Raw genomic sequence first — 17368 nt, forward strand, 5'->3', positions numbered from 1 at the left:
TTCATTTTCAATAAATTAGTCGTACCTACTGTAAATACTACAAAGCAAGACTTATGATAAAAAATTCTTATACTTTATAAATTTTTTATATCAGAAACAAATAGGGTTTTCTTTTTTTGAATTGTTTAAAAAAATGTAAGTACACTTTATATTTTACTACTCAGTAACAGCTTAAAGATTTATGTAATAATTAATTTTAAAATAATTTATAATGATTTTAGAGTCCCTCATTAATTGTAAAAAATCAATAGCTAGATTAATTGAATCTCAAGCTATCCAAAAAAAATATGTTTCTGGCGATCCTATTTTATTAAAAGATGTGCCAATTGACAGCACAGCTATTGTTATAAAAGGAGTGCTAAAAGCTCATTTAGATCAAGAAAACAACTCCTTACTTCTATATCATATTTATCCTCAAAAAAACCCTTTCATTGCTTTAATGAATATGACGAAAACCTTTGCTGCTCCAATTTCAATTACTGCTATTGAAGACAGTACACTACTATGGATTCCAAACGAACTAATAGCTCAATGGCAAACAGAATGTTTATCATTTAAAAAATCTATAATTAACTCTAGTGAATATAATATTAGTACTATGTTTTCTAGAATAAAAAACTTACTAACTCATTCATTAGAAAATCGTTTGTTTTATTATCTCGAAAACAAATCTGAAATTTACAAGGAAAAAGATATTCGCATTTCAAGATCAGAGATATCATTAGACTTAAAGGTGCCACTTTCATCTATTTCTAGAGCCATTAAACGTTTAGAAGACCAACATAGAGTTATTGGTAAACCCAGGTCCATACAATTAGTTGTATAATAACACAATATCACATACTACCTATTAAAAAGACACTATGCCGGTGTCTAAAAAAGCCTACTACCTTTTTTACTTAATTGAATTTTAAAAGCAATCTAATTTAACCAAACTAAATATATGCTAAAAGATTTACCGTTCTCTAAAGAGGTAATTAAACTATTTGAAACTTATGGAAAAATATTACATTATAAAAAAGGAGATTTATTACAAAACTGTGATGAATTCAATAACGGAGTTTGTATTTTATTAACAGGTATCGTTAAGATATCTATAAATCATCATAATAAAAGAACGCTTCTCTATTATATAGAAAGTAGTAATTCAAAAATTATGAATTATACAAACTCTCCTAACATACCTACAGATGAAATATGTAGTATCGTTGTTGAGGATATTTCTATTTTAAGAATTCCTAATAATTTATTTTTAGAATGGACAAATACGTATATTGAATTACGTGATTTCATGATTAGTTCCTTTCAATATCATTACATGTCAATTGTTAATAAAATGCAAGAAATCAGTAATCAATCATTAGAAAACAATTTATTTAATTACATCAAAACTAAATCAAAACTATACAATAAAAATGAAATTAAAACTCCTTTATTAGAAATATCAGAAGATTTAAATTTTTCAAGAGAAGCAATTTCTAGAGGATTAAAAGCTTTAGAATTAAATAAAAAAATAATTCGTAAAACTAGATCAATAATTTTATTAGAAAAAAATCATGAAAATTTATAACAAAAAAAAGACCTATGAATACATACTACTCATAGGTCTTTTTTTATAGATATAACTTTTTTACTTAAAAAGGTAAATCATCTGGTTCGTTATCAGACAAATCTGGTGCTGGTGCAAACTGATCTGCTGGTGGTACATTTTGAGGTGCAGCTTGTGCTAAATTTTCAATTCTCCATCCTTGTACAGAGTTGAAATACTTTGCCTCACCTTGTGGATTAATCCACTCTCTACCTCTTAAATTAATAGATACTTTAACATCTTGTCCAACTTGGTAGCTATTTAACAAATCACATTTATCTTGAATAAATTCAATCAAAATCATTTGTGGATACTGCTCATCAGTAGTCACTACTATGTCACGCTTTCTAAAACCATTACTTCCAAAGGTTTGCGTTTCGTTAATTAATTTAATTTTACCAATTACTTCCATTACTGTTTATTTAATTAAAAGTACTTTCCAAGCACTCTCTACTTCATTGTTATCTAAATACTCTTGTGCAAAAATATGTTTTTTTTCTTCAGATACCCCAACTAATTGTGGATGTTCTTTAGCAAAGTTATTAACATCTTCAGCTGTTGGCAACTGTTCTACATTACCTAACATACCTAAATTATTCCCAGTTAATACAGTACTATTTCTAATTTCAAATGGTATTTTATCTACACCTATACCTAAAGTTGCTATGGGTTTTGGTATTTCAAAGAAACCATCTTTAGCTCTTGTGTAGTAATTACCTCCTGCTCTGGCTACTAGGTCAATTTTATGTTGATCTATACCTCCATTTTCATCTAAAACACTTTCATTTATATGTAACTTAACAACCTCACATACTATTAAATTACCTGCTCCTCCTTCGTTTCCTGTGTAAATTATGTCTGTTACTTTACACTCAAATTGTACAGGAGATTCTGCTACTCTGAAAGGCTTAACCTCATCTGAAGGCAACATTGTTAATCCAGATTTTTCAAACTCATTAACACCTTTAGGGTACATTGTACTACTCAAAGACATTTGTTGAACAATATCATAATTTACAATATTAATTACTACCTCTTTGGTTGCCTCAGCATTATCTAATGTATGCTTTGTTTTATTTGCTCTTACACTTCTAGCTGGTGAAAAAATCATTATTGGAGGGTTTGCTCCAAAAACATTAAAAAAACTAAATGGTGATAAATTTGGGTTTCCTTCTTCATCTATAGTACTTGCAAAGGCTATAGGTCTAGGAGCTATGGCTCCTAATAAATAACCATGAAGTTTAGCTGTTGGTATATCTTTAGGATTTATGGATAACATTGTTTAATTTATTTTTAGTGTAAATATACTACAGATTTATATATCATGTTATAGTAAAGAATAGTTTATATTTGAAATATGAGTCTTTTTCAAAATACATTTTGGCTAAAACGTGTAGTGGTATTAATTTCTATTGTTATTGTTTCCTTAATTTTATGGAATACCTATATTTTCTTTCAAAAGTTTAAAGAAGAAGAGCGTGGTAAAATGAAAGTATTTGCTGCAGCTATGAAAGAATTAAACGACAATACTGATTTAAATGCAGATGTAACTCTACCTCTAAAAATTTTAGAGAATAACCAAAACATACCTTCAATTTTATTAAATAGTAAGGGTGAAATTATTGAAAGCCAAAATTTAGATAGTTTAAAAGTATTAAACCCTAAATATTTAGAAAAACAACTTCAAATCATGAAGGATCAGAATGATCCTATTGAAATAAGTTATAAAAACACTCAGAAGCAATACGTATACTATAGAAATTCTGATTTATTATATAAACTAAAATATTATCCACTAGCTTTATTATTAATTCTAGGTTTATTTATAACTATAATATATATGGTTTTTAAATCTAGTAAAGTTGCTGAACAAAATAAGCTTTGGACAGGAATGGCAAAAGAAACTGCTCATCAAATTGGTACACCTTTATCGTCCTTGTTAGGGTGGATTGCTATTTTTCGTACAGAAAATATTGACCAAATGTACGTTGATGAGATAGAAAAAGATGTAGATCGTTTGAATATTATTGCGAATCGTTTTTCTAAAATTGGTTCTCTACCAGAATTAAAACAACACAATATTGTTTCTATCACCAAAACAGTATTTAGTTACTTAGAATCTCGTAGTTCTAAGCAAATTTCATTTTCTTTTAACGCATCTCAAGAAGAAATTAACACTCAAATTAACACTGAATTATTTGGGTGGGTAATAGAAAACCTTATCAAAAATGCAATTGATGCAATGCAAGGTAAGGGCACCTTAGACTTATCTATAAAAAACACTTCTAAAAAAGTTAAAATTACAATTTCAGACTCTGGAAAAGGAATGCACAAATCACAGTTTAAACAAGTATTTAAACCTGGATTTACAACTAAGAAACGTGGATGGGGATTAGGCTTATCTCTTTCTAAAAGAATAATTGAAGATTATCATAAGGGTAAAATTTTTGTTCAAAAATCAGAAATAGGAAAAGGAACTACATTTCAAATTTTATTAGATAAATTTTAATTCACTTTTTCTATTCTTTTTCTCTGTAAATACCCAAACAATATTCCGCCAATAGTCCATATTACAACACCAATTAAAATACTTATTGTTGTTATTTTCTCTCCTATAATTAACGGGTAAATAATACTCATAATTACAAACATTATTGCTCCCCATAACAAGCCAACCTTAGTCCATTTTTTCATTATTCAAAGTTTTTTCCTATTTGTTGAGCTAAAGAAATAAATTCATCATTTGTTAATTTTACCTTTTGAGTAAATTGCATATCTACCATTGTATTAATTGGTATTAAATGTACATGAACATGAGGTACTTCTAACCCAATAACACTCATTCCTATTCGTTCACAAGAAATTGTTTTTTCTAATGCTTTTGCCACTCTATAAGAAAAAGACATTAAATTAGAATATTCATCTTTAGATAAATCAAAAATTTTATTTTCTTCTTTCTTCGGTACAACTAAAGCATGTCCCTTTGCATTAGGATTAATATCTAGAAAAGCAATGAAATCCTCATTCTCAGCAATTTTATATGAAGGAATTTCTCCTGTTATTATTTTTGTAAAAATACTTGCCATTAATATAATTTTTAGTAAAAATAAAAAAAGCGTTACTTCTGTAACGCTTTTAACTAGTATATTTTTTTAATTATCTTGAAATTTCTAACACCTCGAATTTCATAATACCGTTTGGCACTTTAATTTCAGCTATCTCTCCAACACTTTTTCCTAACAATCCTTTTCCTATAGGAGAATTTACAGATAACTTTCCATTTCTAACATCAGTTTCAGAATCGGCTACTAAAGTATACGTAAACTCCATTCCGTTTGCTGAGTTTTTTATTTTAACAACCGAATGAATTAAAGCTTTAGATGTATCTAACTGACTTTCATCTATAATACGTGCGCTAGCTACAACATTTTTTAATTTTGCTATTTTAAACTCTAATAATGATTGTTCTTCTTTTGCTGCATGATACTCCGCATTCTCACTTAAATCCCCTTTATCTCTAGCATCGGCTATTTCTTGTGTAACACGTGGTCTTTCAACTTGCTCTAATTGAGCTAATTCTTCTTTTAATTTTTTTAGCCCTTCTTCTGTGTAATATGATACGTTACTCATAACTTCAATAAATTTAAAAATCTCATCCCTAACGGAATGAGATAGTATTACAAATGTACAAAATTTTCGTAAATTCGTGACGTTATATTTATAGATACACAAAAAAACATGAAAAAATTATCTTTATTGCTACTTCTTACAATCTTATCAAACTGCAGTAGTACTCCCTCTATAAATAGCTGTTTTAGAAATACAATAGCCCCTATTACAGTATTTCTAAACAATCCTCAATTAAATGGTTTATTAACTCCAAATGGAACTGCTGCTATAAGCGGAGGTATTAATGGTATTGTACTATTTAATAAAGGAACTGGTGGATCTTTTTCTCCTTATATAGCAATAGATAGACAATGTCCTAATAAAGATTGTACTACTCCAATGACAATAAATTCTCCTGTATTGGAATGTTCTTGTGATGGCAGTAAATACAGTATGTTAAATGGTAGCCTTATAAAAGGTACTAATAATTGTGAAGGTGGTGCTAGAATTTATACAGTTACTCAAAACGGAAGTAGTTTGCAAATAAGTAATTAATTTAAACATACTATGAAATAGATTCTTATTTTTGCAGTAACAACAACACTTACTAACAAATTTATCGTGAAAAATTATTTTTCTTCAAACTTTAAATTGGGCGTTCTTGGTGGCGGACAATTAGGGAGAATGTTACTTACAGAAACACAAAAGCTAGATATTTATACGGTTATCTTAGATTCAAATAATGAAGCTCCATGCGCACAAATTTGTAATGAATTTCATCAAGGAGATTTATTAGACTTTGATACTGTTTACAATTTTGGAAAAAAAGTTGATGTTTTAACTATTGAAATTGAAAATGTAAACATTGATGCTTTAGATAAACTGGAAGCTGAAGGGCATACCATTTATCCTAAACCAGAAAATTTAAGAACAATACAAAATAAGGCACGTCAAAAAGTGTTTTATCATGATCATAATATCCCCACAGCAGATTTTTCTAGATTCGCTTCTTTAGAAGAATTAAAACACTCTATCGATAATGGAGCGGTAAATTTTCCTTTTGTATGGAAATCTGCAAGGTTTGGTTATGATGGAAATGGTGTGAAAATTGTTAAATCTATTACAGATTTAAATAATTTACCTACTGACGAATGTATCGCTGAAAAATTAATTCCTTTTAAAAATGAATTAGCTGTTATTGTAGCTAGGAATACAAATGGAGAAGTTAAAACTTATCCAGTTGTTGAAATGGAATTTCATCCAGAAGCAAACCAAGTAGAATATGTAATTTGCCCTGCAAGAATAGAAGAAAGCGTAGCTAAAAAAGCGCGTGAAATAGCTTTAAAAGTAGCTGATATTTTTGATTTTGTTGGATTATTAGCTGTTGAAATGTTTCAAACTGAAAATGATGACATTTTAGTAAACGAAGTAGCTCCAAGAACTCATAACTCTGGTCATTACTCAATAGAAGCTAGTTATACAAATCAGTTTGAGCAACACCTTCGTAGTATATTAAACCTTCCTTTAGGTAATACGGATAGTAAATTAGCTGGCATCATGGTAAACTTAGTAGGAGCTGAAGGGCATACTGGTGAAGTTGTTTATAAAAATATCGAAGAAATTTTAAAAATAGATGGCGTTACACCTCATCTATATGGTAAAAAAACAACAAAACCTTTCCGTAAAATGGGACATGTTACTATTGTTAACACTGATATAAATGAAGCAAGAAAAGTTGCTCAGCAAGTAAAAGAAACCATACAGGTTATAGCTAAGTAATGTTTAAATAAATGATTGCTTTTTTACATACATCAAAAATTCACATTAATCGTTTTGAAAATTTAGTTAGAAAATTTGACAAAAAAATTAATGTGAAACATTATGTAAATAATGATTTATTAGTGTATGCTCTTAAAAATAACTCTTTACACAAAGATGGTTTTGAAAAAGAGCTACTAACTATAAAAAGCGATGCTCCTCAACTTATCATTTGTACTTGTTCTACTTATGGTGAAGAATGTGACAAAAGAGATGATGTAGAACGGATTGATTTACCTATTGCTAATTTTTTAGTTAAAAACTATAAGAAAATTGGTATTGCTTTTACTGTTAACACTACTAAAAAAATAAGTGAAGACATGTTAATTAATGAAGCTAAGTTAATTAACAAAACAATTGAAATTGTAAGTATTAATTGTTCAAGCTCTTGGAAATATTTTGAAAACGATGAATTTGACAATTATGAACTTACAATTGCTAATAAAATAAATACATTAGCATCACAAGTAGATGTTATTTTTCTTGCTCAAGCATCTATGGAAGATGCTAAGAAGTATCTTATAAATTTAAATAAAGAAGTTTTTTCTAGTCCAGAATTTGGAGTAAAGAGCTACTTAAACAAACTAAAAACAACAAAATTATGGTAGGTATTATAATGGGAAGTGACTCAGATCTTCCAATCATGCAAGAAGCGATAGACGTATTAGAGAGCTTTGATATTCAAGTTGAAGTTGATATTGTATCTGCTCACAGAACTCCAGAAAAATTAGTTGACTATGCTACTAATGCTCACAAAAGAGGTGTGAAAGTTATTGTGGCTGGTGCTGGTGGCGCTGCTCATTTACCAGGAATGGTTGCTAGTATGAGTCCATTACCAATAATTGGAGTACCTGTAAAAAGTAGAAATTCAATTGATGGATGGGATTCTGTTTTATCTATTCTTCAAATGCCTGGAGGAGTTCCTGTAGCTACCGTAGCTCTTGATGGTGCTAAAAATGCAGGTATTTTAGCAGCTCAAATTATTGGGGCTTCTGATACATGTGTTTTAGATAAAATTATAGCTTATAAAGAAGGCTTAAAACTCAAAGTTGAAAAAGCTTCTGAAAGAGTAAAAAAATAAGTATTTTAGTAAAAAAATATAGTTATTAACCTCATAGATTTTAAATTTATGAGGTTTCATTAATTATTTAAGAAAGTAAAAAATGAATCCATTATTACAAGATTTTAATACTCCTCCTTTTTCTAAAATAAAGGAAGAAAACTATAAACCTGCCATTAAAGAAGCTATTGAAATAGCTAAAAAAGAAATTAATGACATAATTAATAATACAGAAGCTCCTTCTTTTGAAAATACTACAGTAGCTTTAGACAACACAGGTGAAAAACTAGATAAAATAACTTCCATTTTTTTTAACCTCAATTCTGCTGAAACAAACGAAGAGATTCAAGAAATTGCCAAAGAAATTTCTCCTAGGTTAAGCGAATTTAAAAATGATATGATTTTAAATGAAGCATTATTCAAACGTGTAAAAGCAGTTTATAATCAAATCACAAATTTAAGCTTAACGCCTGAGCAAGAAATGTTGCTAGAAAAGCAATATAAAGGATTTGCACGTAATGGTGCTAATTTAGATAATGATGAGAAAGTTGAATTGAGAAAAATAGATGCAGCTCTTTCAAAACTATCATTACAATTTGGAGAACATATTTTAGCAGAAACAAACTCTTTTGAAATGCTTCTTACCAACGAAGGAGATGTTTCTGGATTACCAGAAAGTGCAAAAGAAGCTGCTAAAATGATGGCCACTCAACGCAACAAAGAAGGCTGGTTAATTACCTTAGATTATCCTAGCTATATCCCATTTATGACATATGCTGATAATAGAGAGTTACGAAAAAAACTAGCTATTGCAATGGGGAAAAAAGGATTTCAAAAAAATGAATATAACAATGAGAAAATTGTTTTAGATATTGTAAACCTTCGTCATAAACGTTCAAATTTGTTGGGGTATAAAACACATGCTAATTTTGTTTTAGAAGAACGAATGGCAGAATCTCCAGAGAATGTTTTAACTTTTTTAAATGAATTATTAGAAAAAGCAAAACCAGCAGCAATTCGTGAGTTTAATAACTTAGAAAATTATGCTAAAAAATTAGATTCAATTGAAAAGTTAGAAAAATGGGACGGTTCTTACTACTCTGAAAAGTTAAAAAAAGAATTATTTAACTTAGACCAAGAGCTCTTAAAACCTTATTTTAAACTTGAAAATGTAATTGAAGGAGTATTTGCTATTGCTGGTAAATTGTTCGATTTAAAATTTGAAGAAATTGACACTATTGATAAGTATCACGAAGATGTTAAAACATATACTGTTTCTGACTCTAAAGATAACTTTATCTCTCATTTTTATGCAGATTTTCATCCTAGACCAGGAAAAAGAAATGGTGCATGGATGACTTCTTATAAATCTCAACAAATAAAAAATGAAATAAATGAGCGCCCACAGGTATCTATAGTTTGTAACTTTACAAAGCCTACAGATACCAAACCTTCTTTACTTACATTTAATGAAGTTACTACTTTATTTCATGAATTTGGTCATGCTTTACATGGAATGTTAGCAAACACAACGTATAATAGTTTATCAGGTACATCTGTTTCTTGGGATTTTGTTGAATTACCTAGTCAAGTTTTAGAGAACTGGTGTTATGAAAAAGAAGCTTTAGAGCTTTTTGCAAAGCATTATGAAACTGGAGAAACTATTCCTATGGAGTATGTAGAAAAGATAAAAGAATCTGCTAGTTTCCATGAAGGTATGCAAACATTACGTCAATTAAGTTTTGGCTTGTTAGATATGCAATGGCATGGAACAAATCCTACCAACATTAAAAATGTAAAAGATTTTGAAGTAGCCGCTTTTTCAGATACTCAATTATATCCTGATGTTTCTGAAAATTGTATGAGTACAGCTTTTTCTCATATATTTCAAGGTGGGTATTCTGCTGGTTATTATTCTTATAAATGGGCAGAAGTTTTAGATGCAGATGCTTTTGAGTATTTTAAAGAAGAAGGAATCTTCAATAAAAAAATAGCCTATAAATTTAAAGATAATATTCTTTCTAAGGGAGGAACAGAAAAACCTATGGATTTATACAAACGTTTTAGAGGTAAAAAGCCTAACTCAGATGCCTTATTAAAACGTGCAGGTTTAATAAGTTAGCATTTAACTTTTTTATTTTTTTATAACAAAAATAAGTTCCTATTTTTATAAAAAATATTTTTTATGAGAATAGGAATTTTTGTATTTATTGTACTGTTTTTTACTGCTAATAGTTTTTCTCAATCTATTATAAAAGGAAAAGTTACAACTCACAAAAACGAACCTTTAGAAGGTGCTTCAGTTTATTTAAACAACACAACTATTGGAACCACTACTAACGAAAAAGGTGAATTTCAATTAAAAAATCATAAAGGTAATTATGAATTAATTGTTTCATTCATTGGATTTAAAACCATACAACTTAACATAAATACCAATACTAAAACTAAGCCATTATTGTGTAAATTAAAACCTGATACTAATATTTTAAATGAAGTTGTTATTCAGAAAACAAAATACGACGATGATTGGAAATATAATTTATCTCGTTTTAAAAAAGCTTTCTTAGGAAAAACCGAATTAGCATCACAATGTTTGATTTTAAATCCTAAAGTTTTGCATTTTGACTTTGACAAAAAAACAAATAAACTGTCTGCTTATGCTAGTAAACCTCTTCAGATAAAACATAAAGGTTTAGGTTACTTAATATATTATGATTTAGTAGAGTTTTCATTAATCAATAACCGTATTCTTTTCAGTGGATATACTAAATATCAAAATTTAAATATTACTATTAAAAGTAAATGGAAAACCAATAGGTTAAAAGCATATAATGGTTCTCGTATGCATTTTTACAGATCAATCATTAAAGATGAATTAGATATTGCTGGTTTTAAAATAAATCAATTACAAAAAGTACTTAACCCAGAAAGGCCTCATGATAGTATTATAAATGAAGCGAAATTAAAATTAGCTTCTAAACCTAATTTCAATAATTTTAAAAAACTCCCAACTTTTCACTCTAATAAATTGAATCTTTTTAATAAAAAAATAAGAAGTTCATTAGTTAGAAGAATGCTTACAAAAGAAACTCACTTTACAAAAAAGTTTAAAATTAAATTCTCTAAAGAAGAAATAAATAAAATTATAAATGGTCCTTTTCATGTAAGAAAAGATAGTAAAGGACTTTATTATGCCACACCAAAAACAAAATTATATGATAAAGAGACTGACTCATTAAGCTTCATAGCTAGGAAAGAGCATTTAAAAAAATATATTAATAAGCCTGTAAAGAAAAACTTAGTTTTAGATGATTTTATTATTAAAAAGGGTACTGCTTTTTATTTAAGTTTTCCTTACTTACTTGAAATTAATTACCTTAATGAACCAGAAGAAGACAACTATAGATTTGGTAAAGCAAAGCTAGACTATCAACAATCTTTCATATCTCTTATTAATACTAAAGAAACACCGATAAGTAAAAAAGGTGTTTTAATTGAACCTTTTACTGTTTTACATGAAGGATATTGGGGATATGAAGCTTTTGCTAATATGCTTCCTTTAGATTACCGCCCTTTAAACAAATAACTACAAGGGTTTTAACTTAAAAAGTTACTTTTTTGAAAAAATTAACAGTATATATCATAAATAAAAAGTTTAAGTAATTAGTTTTGTTACTTTAAGATGATTTTAACAATAAAAAATAATACAATAAAAAAAATAGCATCTCTTTTTTTGATGCTTTTTCTTATTGCCCCTATTGTTATAAAAACAATTCATCATCATCATCATGAAAATGATACTCATATTGATTGTAAAACTGAGTCAACTCATTTACATCAAGAAATCATTAATGACTGTGATATTTGTTATTTTTCATTTTCAAGTTTTTACTCGCTTAATTTAAATATTCAATATTTTATCTCTACTTTTTACAATACTGTAAAAATTGATAATTATTACTTTATTAAATTAACTAGTGTTGAATCGCTTAAAAAACTAAGAGCTCCCCCATACTTTATATAATATCTCTTCTTTTTATAATTATAAAGTAACGCATAAATTAATTTCTATAATTAGTAAGACATCTTTCATTTTGTGATAAATGATTAACTACTTATTTATTTCATTTTTTGATTCTCTTATTTTTCTGGATATTAATAACTAATTATTACTGCACATCTAATTATCAAAAAAAATGCTCTCTATAAATAAAACAGAGGGTGTTTTGCCTTACAAAACTTTGATATTTTAGTAGTTATAAATTAAGAAAACTCAATAATAATAAATCAAAAAACGAATAAATATCACAAAAAGTACGATATGATAAAAACAAACAACTTAACTAAAAAATATGGCGACTTTACCGCTCTGGACAATTTAAATATAGAAATAAAAAAAGGAGAAATATTCTGCCTTCTTGGAGCCAATGGCGCAGGTAAATCAACAACTATAAACTTACTATTAAACTTTATTACTCCATCGTCGGGAAAAGCTTTTATTAATAGCCTAGATGTTAATAAGAATACTAAAAAAACAAAATCTTTTTTAACCTATATTCCTGAAAACTTAATGCTATACCCTACTTTAACAGCAGTAGAAAACTTAGATTATTTTTTAGGTATAGGTGGCTATAAGTTTTCTAAAATAGAATTAGAGTTCTTTTTAGATGAAGCAGGATTACAACAAGAAGCCTATCATAAACGCACTCAGTATTTCTCTAAAGGGATGAGACAAAAAATAGGTATTGCTTTAGCTATTGCTAAAGACGCTAAAGTTTTATTATTAGATGAACCCACTTCTGGTTTAGACCCTAAATCTAGTAACGAATTTGGTGTACTTCTAAAAAAAATGAAATCAGACAATGTAGCTACATTAATGGCTACACACGATATATTTAGAGCTAAAGAAATAGGTACCCATATTGGTATAATGAAACAGGGAAAACTAAAACATTATTTCTCAAGTGAAGACATTTCACTTCAAGATTTGGAGAAATTATATTTAGAAACAATGACTTTAAAAGAAGAGACAGTATGATTTATCACATAATAAAAAAAGAACTTAAAGAAATTTTAAGAGATGGTCGTTTTAAAATTTCTTTAAGTATTGTTTTAGTATTGTTGGTTATAGCTCTATTAATTACTGCTAAACAATATGAAACTACAAATATTCAATATAATGAAGCTAAAAACAGTGAACGTAATGCTTGGGATTCTCAAGGGGAAAAAAATCCACATTCGGCTGCTCATTATGGTAATTATGTTTTCAAACCAAAATCTCCACTATCTCTTATCGATCAAGGAGTAGACAAATACACAGGTATATCTATTTTTTTAGAAGCACATAGTAGAAACCAAGCACAATTTAGTAATGCTTCTGATCAAACAGCTTTATCTCGCTTTGGAGAATTAACTGTAGACTTTATTTTATTATACATACTTCCTTTAATTACTATTTTAATTGGTTACAACAGTTTTACAAAAGAAATTGAAGGTAATACAGTTTACATATTAAAAAGTCAAGGAATTGTTGGATGGAAATTATTGTTAGGAAAATGGTTTGCTACCTTAATACCTTCTGTAACAATCACTACATTTTTATTTTTACTAGGTGGTATTATTTTATCAAGCATTGAAAATTATGGTATTTTTAACTGGTCAGCTTTTGGCACTTTATATCTTATATATATCACCTATTATTTAATTTTCACCAATATTACATTACTAATTTCCTCATTAGCAAAAAAATCAGGAATCTCTTTAGTTATTAATTTATCTTTTTGGGTATTAGCTTGTTTTATAGCCCCAAAAGTTGCAAGCAATTTAGCAGATACAAAATATCCATACCCTACACATCAAGAATTTTCAAAGAGAATTTCAGAAGAAAACAAAAAAGGCTTAGATGGCCATAATCCTTGGAATAAAGAAGCAAAAAAGCTTGAAAAAGAAGTTCTTAAAAAATATAATGTTGACAGCGTACATAAACTTCCATTTAATTATAGTGCCTATAGAATGCAAAAAGGAGAAGAATATCAAGCGAAAATATATGAAAAGCATTATGATTATTTAAATGAACAAGCTAAAAATCAAGATGGAATTTATAAATCATTAACGATTATTTCTCCGTTTCTTCCCACACGTTTTTTATCAATGGCTGTAGCAAAAACTGATTATCAAAATCATTGGGATTTTGCAGAATCTGCAGAAAAATATAGAGTTGAAACACAACGTTTTTTAAATGGAACTACTGAGAAAAATTCAAAATATGGAGAACGATACGTTGCTCCTGCAAATACTTGGAGTAAACTACCAAAATTTAAATATCAAGCTACAACATTTTCTACTGTGCTTAAAAAAAACACATTCTTGTTTTTAATACTTGCATTATGGCTTTCGTTTACTGCTATAGTATTAATATTCACTAATAAAACCTATTAAAATGTTTAAACATAATTTTAAATACGAATTAAAGATATTGCTCCGTAGTAAATGGCTCTTGTTACTTTTTTTTACTATGCTTACTATCATTCTTTTTGCTGGTTATAATGGGAAACAAAAAGTAGACAAACGATTTTCAGACATTGAAAAAGCGTATAGTGCAGTAAAAAAGAAAGATTCAAAAATGTTAAAGGTCTTAGATTCACTAGAAAAAGGATTTGAAACTAGTGTAAGGTCATGGGCAAAACCAACTAGGCCAATGCATATTGGATATTCTTTTCCAAGAGTAGCAGCAATGCCTCCTCAAGCCTTAACTTTTATATCGACTGGGCAAAGTGATTTGTTTACGCATTATGTACAACCAAAAGCCTATGGTGACAGTTTTTTATTTAATTATGCTGAACTATCCAACCCAATTCAATTACTTTTTGGAAGTTTCGATTTATCTTTTGTTATTATATATATACTCCCACTCATTGTTATTGCTTTTAGTTATAATATATTCTCCTCAGAAAAAGAATCTGGGTCATTAAAATTATTAGCCTCCCAACCAGTTTCAATGTTTACTTGGATTTTACAAAAAATTGGTTTAAAATTTCTTTGGTTAACCTTAATTACACTCGTTATTTTAACCATCACTTTTGTAATTAATGAATTTAATTTTTCAACAAACTTTATAGCTTATATTAATACTCTTTTACTGGTTATAGCTTATATCCTTTTTTGGTTTGTTGTAGTCTTATTTATAAACATATTTATCAATAACTCAGCAAAAAACGCTGTAAGTTTATTAGCAGTTTGGGTATTTATAATTTTGATAATTCCAGCTATAATTGGTCAACTTAGTAATGTTTTTTATCCCATTCCTTCAAGATCAAAATTAATAAGTGAGGTAAGAGAGCTAAAAGATAAAGTTTCTAAAAAACAAGATAAAATTTTAGATAATTATTTAAGAGACCATCCGGAATATGCAAGCAATGACTCTTCAAAAAACTACTCTTTTTGGCATAAATACATGGCTTCTCAAGATTTAGTTGAAGATGAATTAAAACCTTTAATAACCTCTTACGATGTTCAATTAGAACAGCAACAGAGATGGATACAAAGGTGGCAATACAGTTCCCCTGCTATAATTTTACAAGAAGCTTTTAATAACTTAGCAGGAACATCAACCTTACACTATCAAAATTACAGAAAACAAACCAGTTCTTTTACTAAAGAATGGCGTAACTTCTTTGTTCCTTTATTATATAAAAATGAAAAATTTAGCACAAACCTATACTCTAAGCTTCCAAGCTTTGAATACAAAGCTCCAAAATCTTTTTCTATATTAATAAAGCTAATTTCATTATGTCTATTTTCTCTATTCTTCATAAGTATAGCATGGATTAATTTTAAAAATAAATTAAAAAAAGGAACACTAATTAGTAATTAAAAAAAATGTCTATCACTTTTTTGTGATAGACATTTTTCATTTATTCTTTTCTTCAATCCACTTACTCATGTATTTTGTAGCTTGTAAAGTTTGATGCTGTAATAGATTTCCTAGAAAATTTTTATTACGGTGGTCTACAATATTTTTTTGAAGTATTTTTATTTGATATATAAAAGGTTGACTAATTTTATCTTTATCATATATTGAGTTAATAATATCAATTCCATTAGTCTGGAAACTTTTCCAAAGTTTTTCATTAGTATATAATTCAATAGCTTTTTTTAAAAACTGATCAAGATCATCTTCTATAAAGCCATTCCAAGGTAAGTTTCCATGCATCCCTTCGGCTCCAATTTTTGTTGTTACACTAGGAGTTCCACATATCATTGCTTCTGTTAACTTTCCTTTAATGCCAGCACCAAATCGTAATGGTACTAATATTACTCTTGCTTTATTTACTACTTCTAGTGCATTTTTTGCAAATCCTTTTACTATAAAACCTTCTTTTGGTTTATGTAATTGATTTATTTGTTGGGTAGCATAAGCACCATAAATGTGAACTTCTACTTCAGGTAATTTCTTTCGTATATCCTTCCAAATTGATTTTAGTTGTAAAACAGCATCTACATTTGGAGCATGAAAGAAATTCCCTATAAAAACAAAATCTTTTCGCTTTTCATAAGGCTTCCAATTTTCAATAACATATCGATCTATTTTAGGAAGTAAAAAAGGAAGGTGATATAACAACTCTTTATCAATTTTAAACACGTCTATTAATAATTTCATTTCATATAATGAAATTATTATACTTAAATCACATCTTAAAATAGAGGCTATTTCTCGTTTAGCATCATCTGAAGTCAATAATGATTCATTAGTAAATATTTCATTTCTTTTTAGTTTATTATGACGTGTTTTACGTAAAAAATGTAAATCTTCAGTATCTAATACACGTAGCGCTTTAGGACAATTTTCTGCTACACGCCAACCAAATTGCTCTTCCATCATAAAACGATCAAATAGTACAGTAGTAGGATTTAACTTTTGTATAAAATCATCAAATGATGAGTTATTCAACTCAATAGTTTCTTCATTAACTCCTATAGAAGATAAGTCAAAAGCTTTTTCTCCTTTAAGTGATGGTGAAGCAAATGTTATTTTATAATTCTGTTGTAAAAACAACTCTATTAGTTGTAACATTCTAGTACCTGCAGCAGATGAATTTGGCTCTACCCAAACATACCCTATAATAAGAAGATGGTTCATTTTGCAAAAATAGTGGTTTTATATTGACATTCTTTATCTTCTGTTTTAATACTACTCGTCTAAAAACTAATCTTAAACATTCTTCAACAAATCAACAATTATATGTAATTTTGCGGTTATTATTCTGAAAAACAAAACAGATAGCTAGGTA

Annotated in this window: 19 protein-coding genes; 13 read left to right on the forward strand and 6 right to left on the reverse strand. The window is 28.1% G+C overall.

The annotated features are described in order from the left end of the window. Window positions 1-211: 211 nt before the first annotated feature. Window positions 212-826 carry a Crp/Fnr family transcriptional regulator gene (locus ACKTTQ_RS13035; RefSeq protein ID WP_093870477.1) on the forward strand — a complete coding sequence of 205 codons (615 nt, stop codon included), beginning with the start codon at window positions 212-214 and terminating at the stop codon, window positions 824-826. Window positions 827-943: 117 nt separating this feature from the next. Then, window positions 944-1570, forward strand: coding sequence for a Crp/Fnr family transcriptional regulator (locus ACKTTQ_RS13040; RefSeq protein ID WP_093870476.1), 627 nt, complete (start codon window positions 944-946; stop codon window positions 1568-1570). A gap of 64 nt (window positions 1571-1634) precedes the next feature. On the opposite strand, the gene ACKTTQ_RS13045 is transcribed toward ACKTTQ_RS13040, so the two are convergent. Both ACKTTQ_RS13045 and ACKTTQ_RS13050 read right to left on the reverse strand, forming a co-directional pair. Then, a complete protein-coding gene (locus tag ACKTTQ_RS13045) occupies window positions 1635-2000 on the reverse strand; it encodes a DUF3127 domain-containing protein (RefSeq protein ID WP_093870475.1) in 366 nt (121 codons plus the stop codon). 6 nt (window positions 2001-2006) lie between these two features. Beyond that, a complete protein-coding gene (locus tag ACKTTQ_RS13050; RefSeq protein WP_093870474.1) occupies window positions 2007-2867 on the reverse strand; it encodes a flavin reductase family protein in 861 nt (286 codons plus the stop codon). Window positions 2868-2945: 78 nt separating this feature from the next. Here ACKTTQ_RS13050 and ACKTTQ_RS13055 point away from each other — a divergent pair, with 78 nt between their 5' ends. After that, window positions 2946-4097: a sensor histidine kinase gene (locus ACKTTQ_RS13055; RefSeq protein WP_093870473.1), complete on the forward strand. Its 1152-nt coding sequence runs from the start codon at window positions 2946-2948 to the stop codon at window positions 4095-4097. Here ACKTTQ_RS13055 and ACKTTQ_RS13060 read toward each other — a convergent pair. The 3 genes from ACKTTQ_RS13060 to greA form a co-directional block, all read right to left on the reverse strand. Continuing rightward, entirely contained in the window at window positions 4094-4282 is a 189-nt protein-coding gene (locus ACKTTQ_RS13060; protein WP_093870472.1) for a hypothetical protein, read from the reverse strand. The genes ACKTTQ_RS13055 and ACKTTQ_RS13060 overlap by 4 nt on opposite strands. Beyond that, the gene (locus tag ACKTTQ_RS13065) at window positions 4282-4674 is read right to left on the reverse strand and encodes an HIT family protein (RefSeq protein WP_093870471.1); all 393 of its coding nucleotides are present in this window, start codon (window positions 4672-4674) and stop codon (window positions 4282-4284) included. The genes ACKTTQ_RS13060 and ACKTTQ_RS13065 overlap by 1 nt, the downstream gene beginning before the upstream one ends. A gap of 70 nt (window positions 4675-4744) precedes the next feature. Next, window positions 4745-5218 carry a transcription elongation factor GreA gene (greA, locus tag ACKTTQ_RS13070; protein ID WP_093870470.1) on the reverse strand — a complete coding sequence of 158 codons (474 nt, stop codon included), beginning with the start codon at window positions 5216-5218 and terminating at the stop codon, window positions 4745-4747. Between the two features lie 108 nt (window positions 5219-5326). Between greA and ACKTTQ_RS13075 the strand changes: the two genes are divergently transcribed. The 10 genes from ACKTTQ_RS13075 to ACKTTQ_RS13120 all read left to right on the forward strand — a co-directional run bounded on the left by ACKTTQ_RS13075 (window position 5327) and on the right by ACKTTQ_RS13120 (window position 15951). After that, window positions 5327-5752, forward strand: a complete 426-nt coding sequence (locus ACKTTQ_RS13075; protein WP_113785565.1) for a Rieske (2Fe-2S) protein — start codon at window positions 5327-5329, stop codon at window positions 5750-5752. A gap of 66 nt (window positions 5753-5818) precedes the next feature. Next, window positions 5819-6976, forward strand: a complete 1158-nt coding sequence (locus tag ACKTTQ_RS13080; RefSeq protein ID WP_093870468.1) for a 5-(carboxyamino)imidazole ribonucleotide synthase — start codon at window positions 5819-5821, stop codon at window positions 6974-6976. Between the two features lie 11 nt (window positions 6977-6987). Next, window positions 6988-7623 carry a hypothetical protein gene (locus tag ACKTTQ_RS13085; RefSeq protein ID WP_408049441.1) on the forward strand — a complete coding sequence of 212 codons (636 nt, stop codon included), beginning with the start codon at window positions 6988-6990 and terminating at the stop codon, window positions 7621-7623. After that, complete coding sequence (gene purE / locus ACKTTQ_RS13090) at window positions 7617-8096, forward strand: 5-(carboxyamino)imidazole ribonucleotide mutase (RefSeq protein WP_408049442.1); 480 nt, start codon at window positions 7617-7619, stop codon at window positions 8094-8096. The genes ACKTTQ_RS13085 and purE overlap by 7 nt, the downstream gene beginning before the upstream one ends. A gap of 82 nt (window positions 8097-8178) precedes the next feature. Further along, the gene (locus ACKTTQ_RS13095; protein WP_408049443.1) at window positions 8179-10197 is read left to right on the forward strand and encodes a M3 family metallopeptidase; all 2019 of its coding nucleotides are present in this window, start codon (window positions 8179-8181) and stop codon (window positions 10195-10197) included. A 63-nt stretch (window positions 10198-10260) separates the two neighbouring features. Next, window positions 10261-11664: a carboxypeptidase-like regulatory domain-containing protein gene (locus ACKTTQ_RS13100; RefSeq protein WP_408049444.1), complete on the forward strand. Its 1404-nt coding sequence runs from the start codon at window positions 10261-10263 to the stop codon at window positions 11662-11664. A gap of 96 nt (window positions 11665-11760) precedes the next feature. Continuing rightward, window positions 11761-12102 (forward strand): hypothetical protein, encoded by a 342-nt coding sequence (locus tag ACKTTQ_RS13105; protein WP_408049445.1) that lies wholly within the window; start codon window positions 11761-11763, stop codon window positions 12100-12102. A 297-nt stretch (window positions 12103-12399) separates the two neighbouring features. Beyond that, window positions 12400-13116, forward strand: a complete 717-nt coding sequence (locus tag ACKTTQ_RS13110; protein WP_408049446.1) for an ABC transporter ATP-binding protein — start codon at window positions 12400-12402, stop codon at window positions 13114-13116. Continuing rightward, entirely contained in the window at window positions 13113-14516 is a 1404-nt protein-coding gene (locus ACKTTQ_RS13115; RefSeq protein WP_408049447.1) for a DUF3526 domain-containing protein, read from the forward strand. Before ACKTTQ_RS13110 ends, ACKTTQ_RS13115 begins: the two co-directional genes overlap by 4 nt. 1 nt (window position 14517) lies before the next feature. After that, a complete protein-coding gene (locus ACKTTQ_RS13120) occupies window positions 14518-15951 on the forward strand; it encodes a DUF3526 domain-containing protein (RefSeq protein ID WP_408049448.1) in 1434 nt (477 codons plus the stop codon). 36 nt (window positions 15952-15987) lie between these two features. Here the strand turns inward: ACKTTQ_RS13120 and ACKTTQ_RS13125 are convergent, their stop codons facing one another. Beyond that, entirely contained in the window at window positions 15988-17217 is a 1230-nt protein-coding gene (locus ACKTTQ_RS13125; protein ID WP_255405154.1) for a glycosyltransferase, read from the reverse strand. Window positions 17218-17368 lie beyond the last annotated feature (151 nt).

It is taken from the genome of Tenacibaculum halocynthiae (genome assembly GCF_964512825.1).
GTDB lineage: Bacteria > Bacteroidota > Bacteroidia > Flavobacteriales > Flavobacteriaceae > Polaribacter > Polaribacter halocynthiae.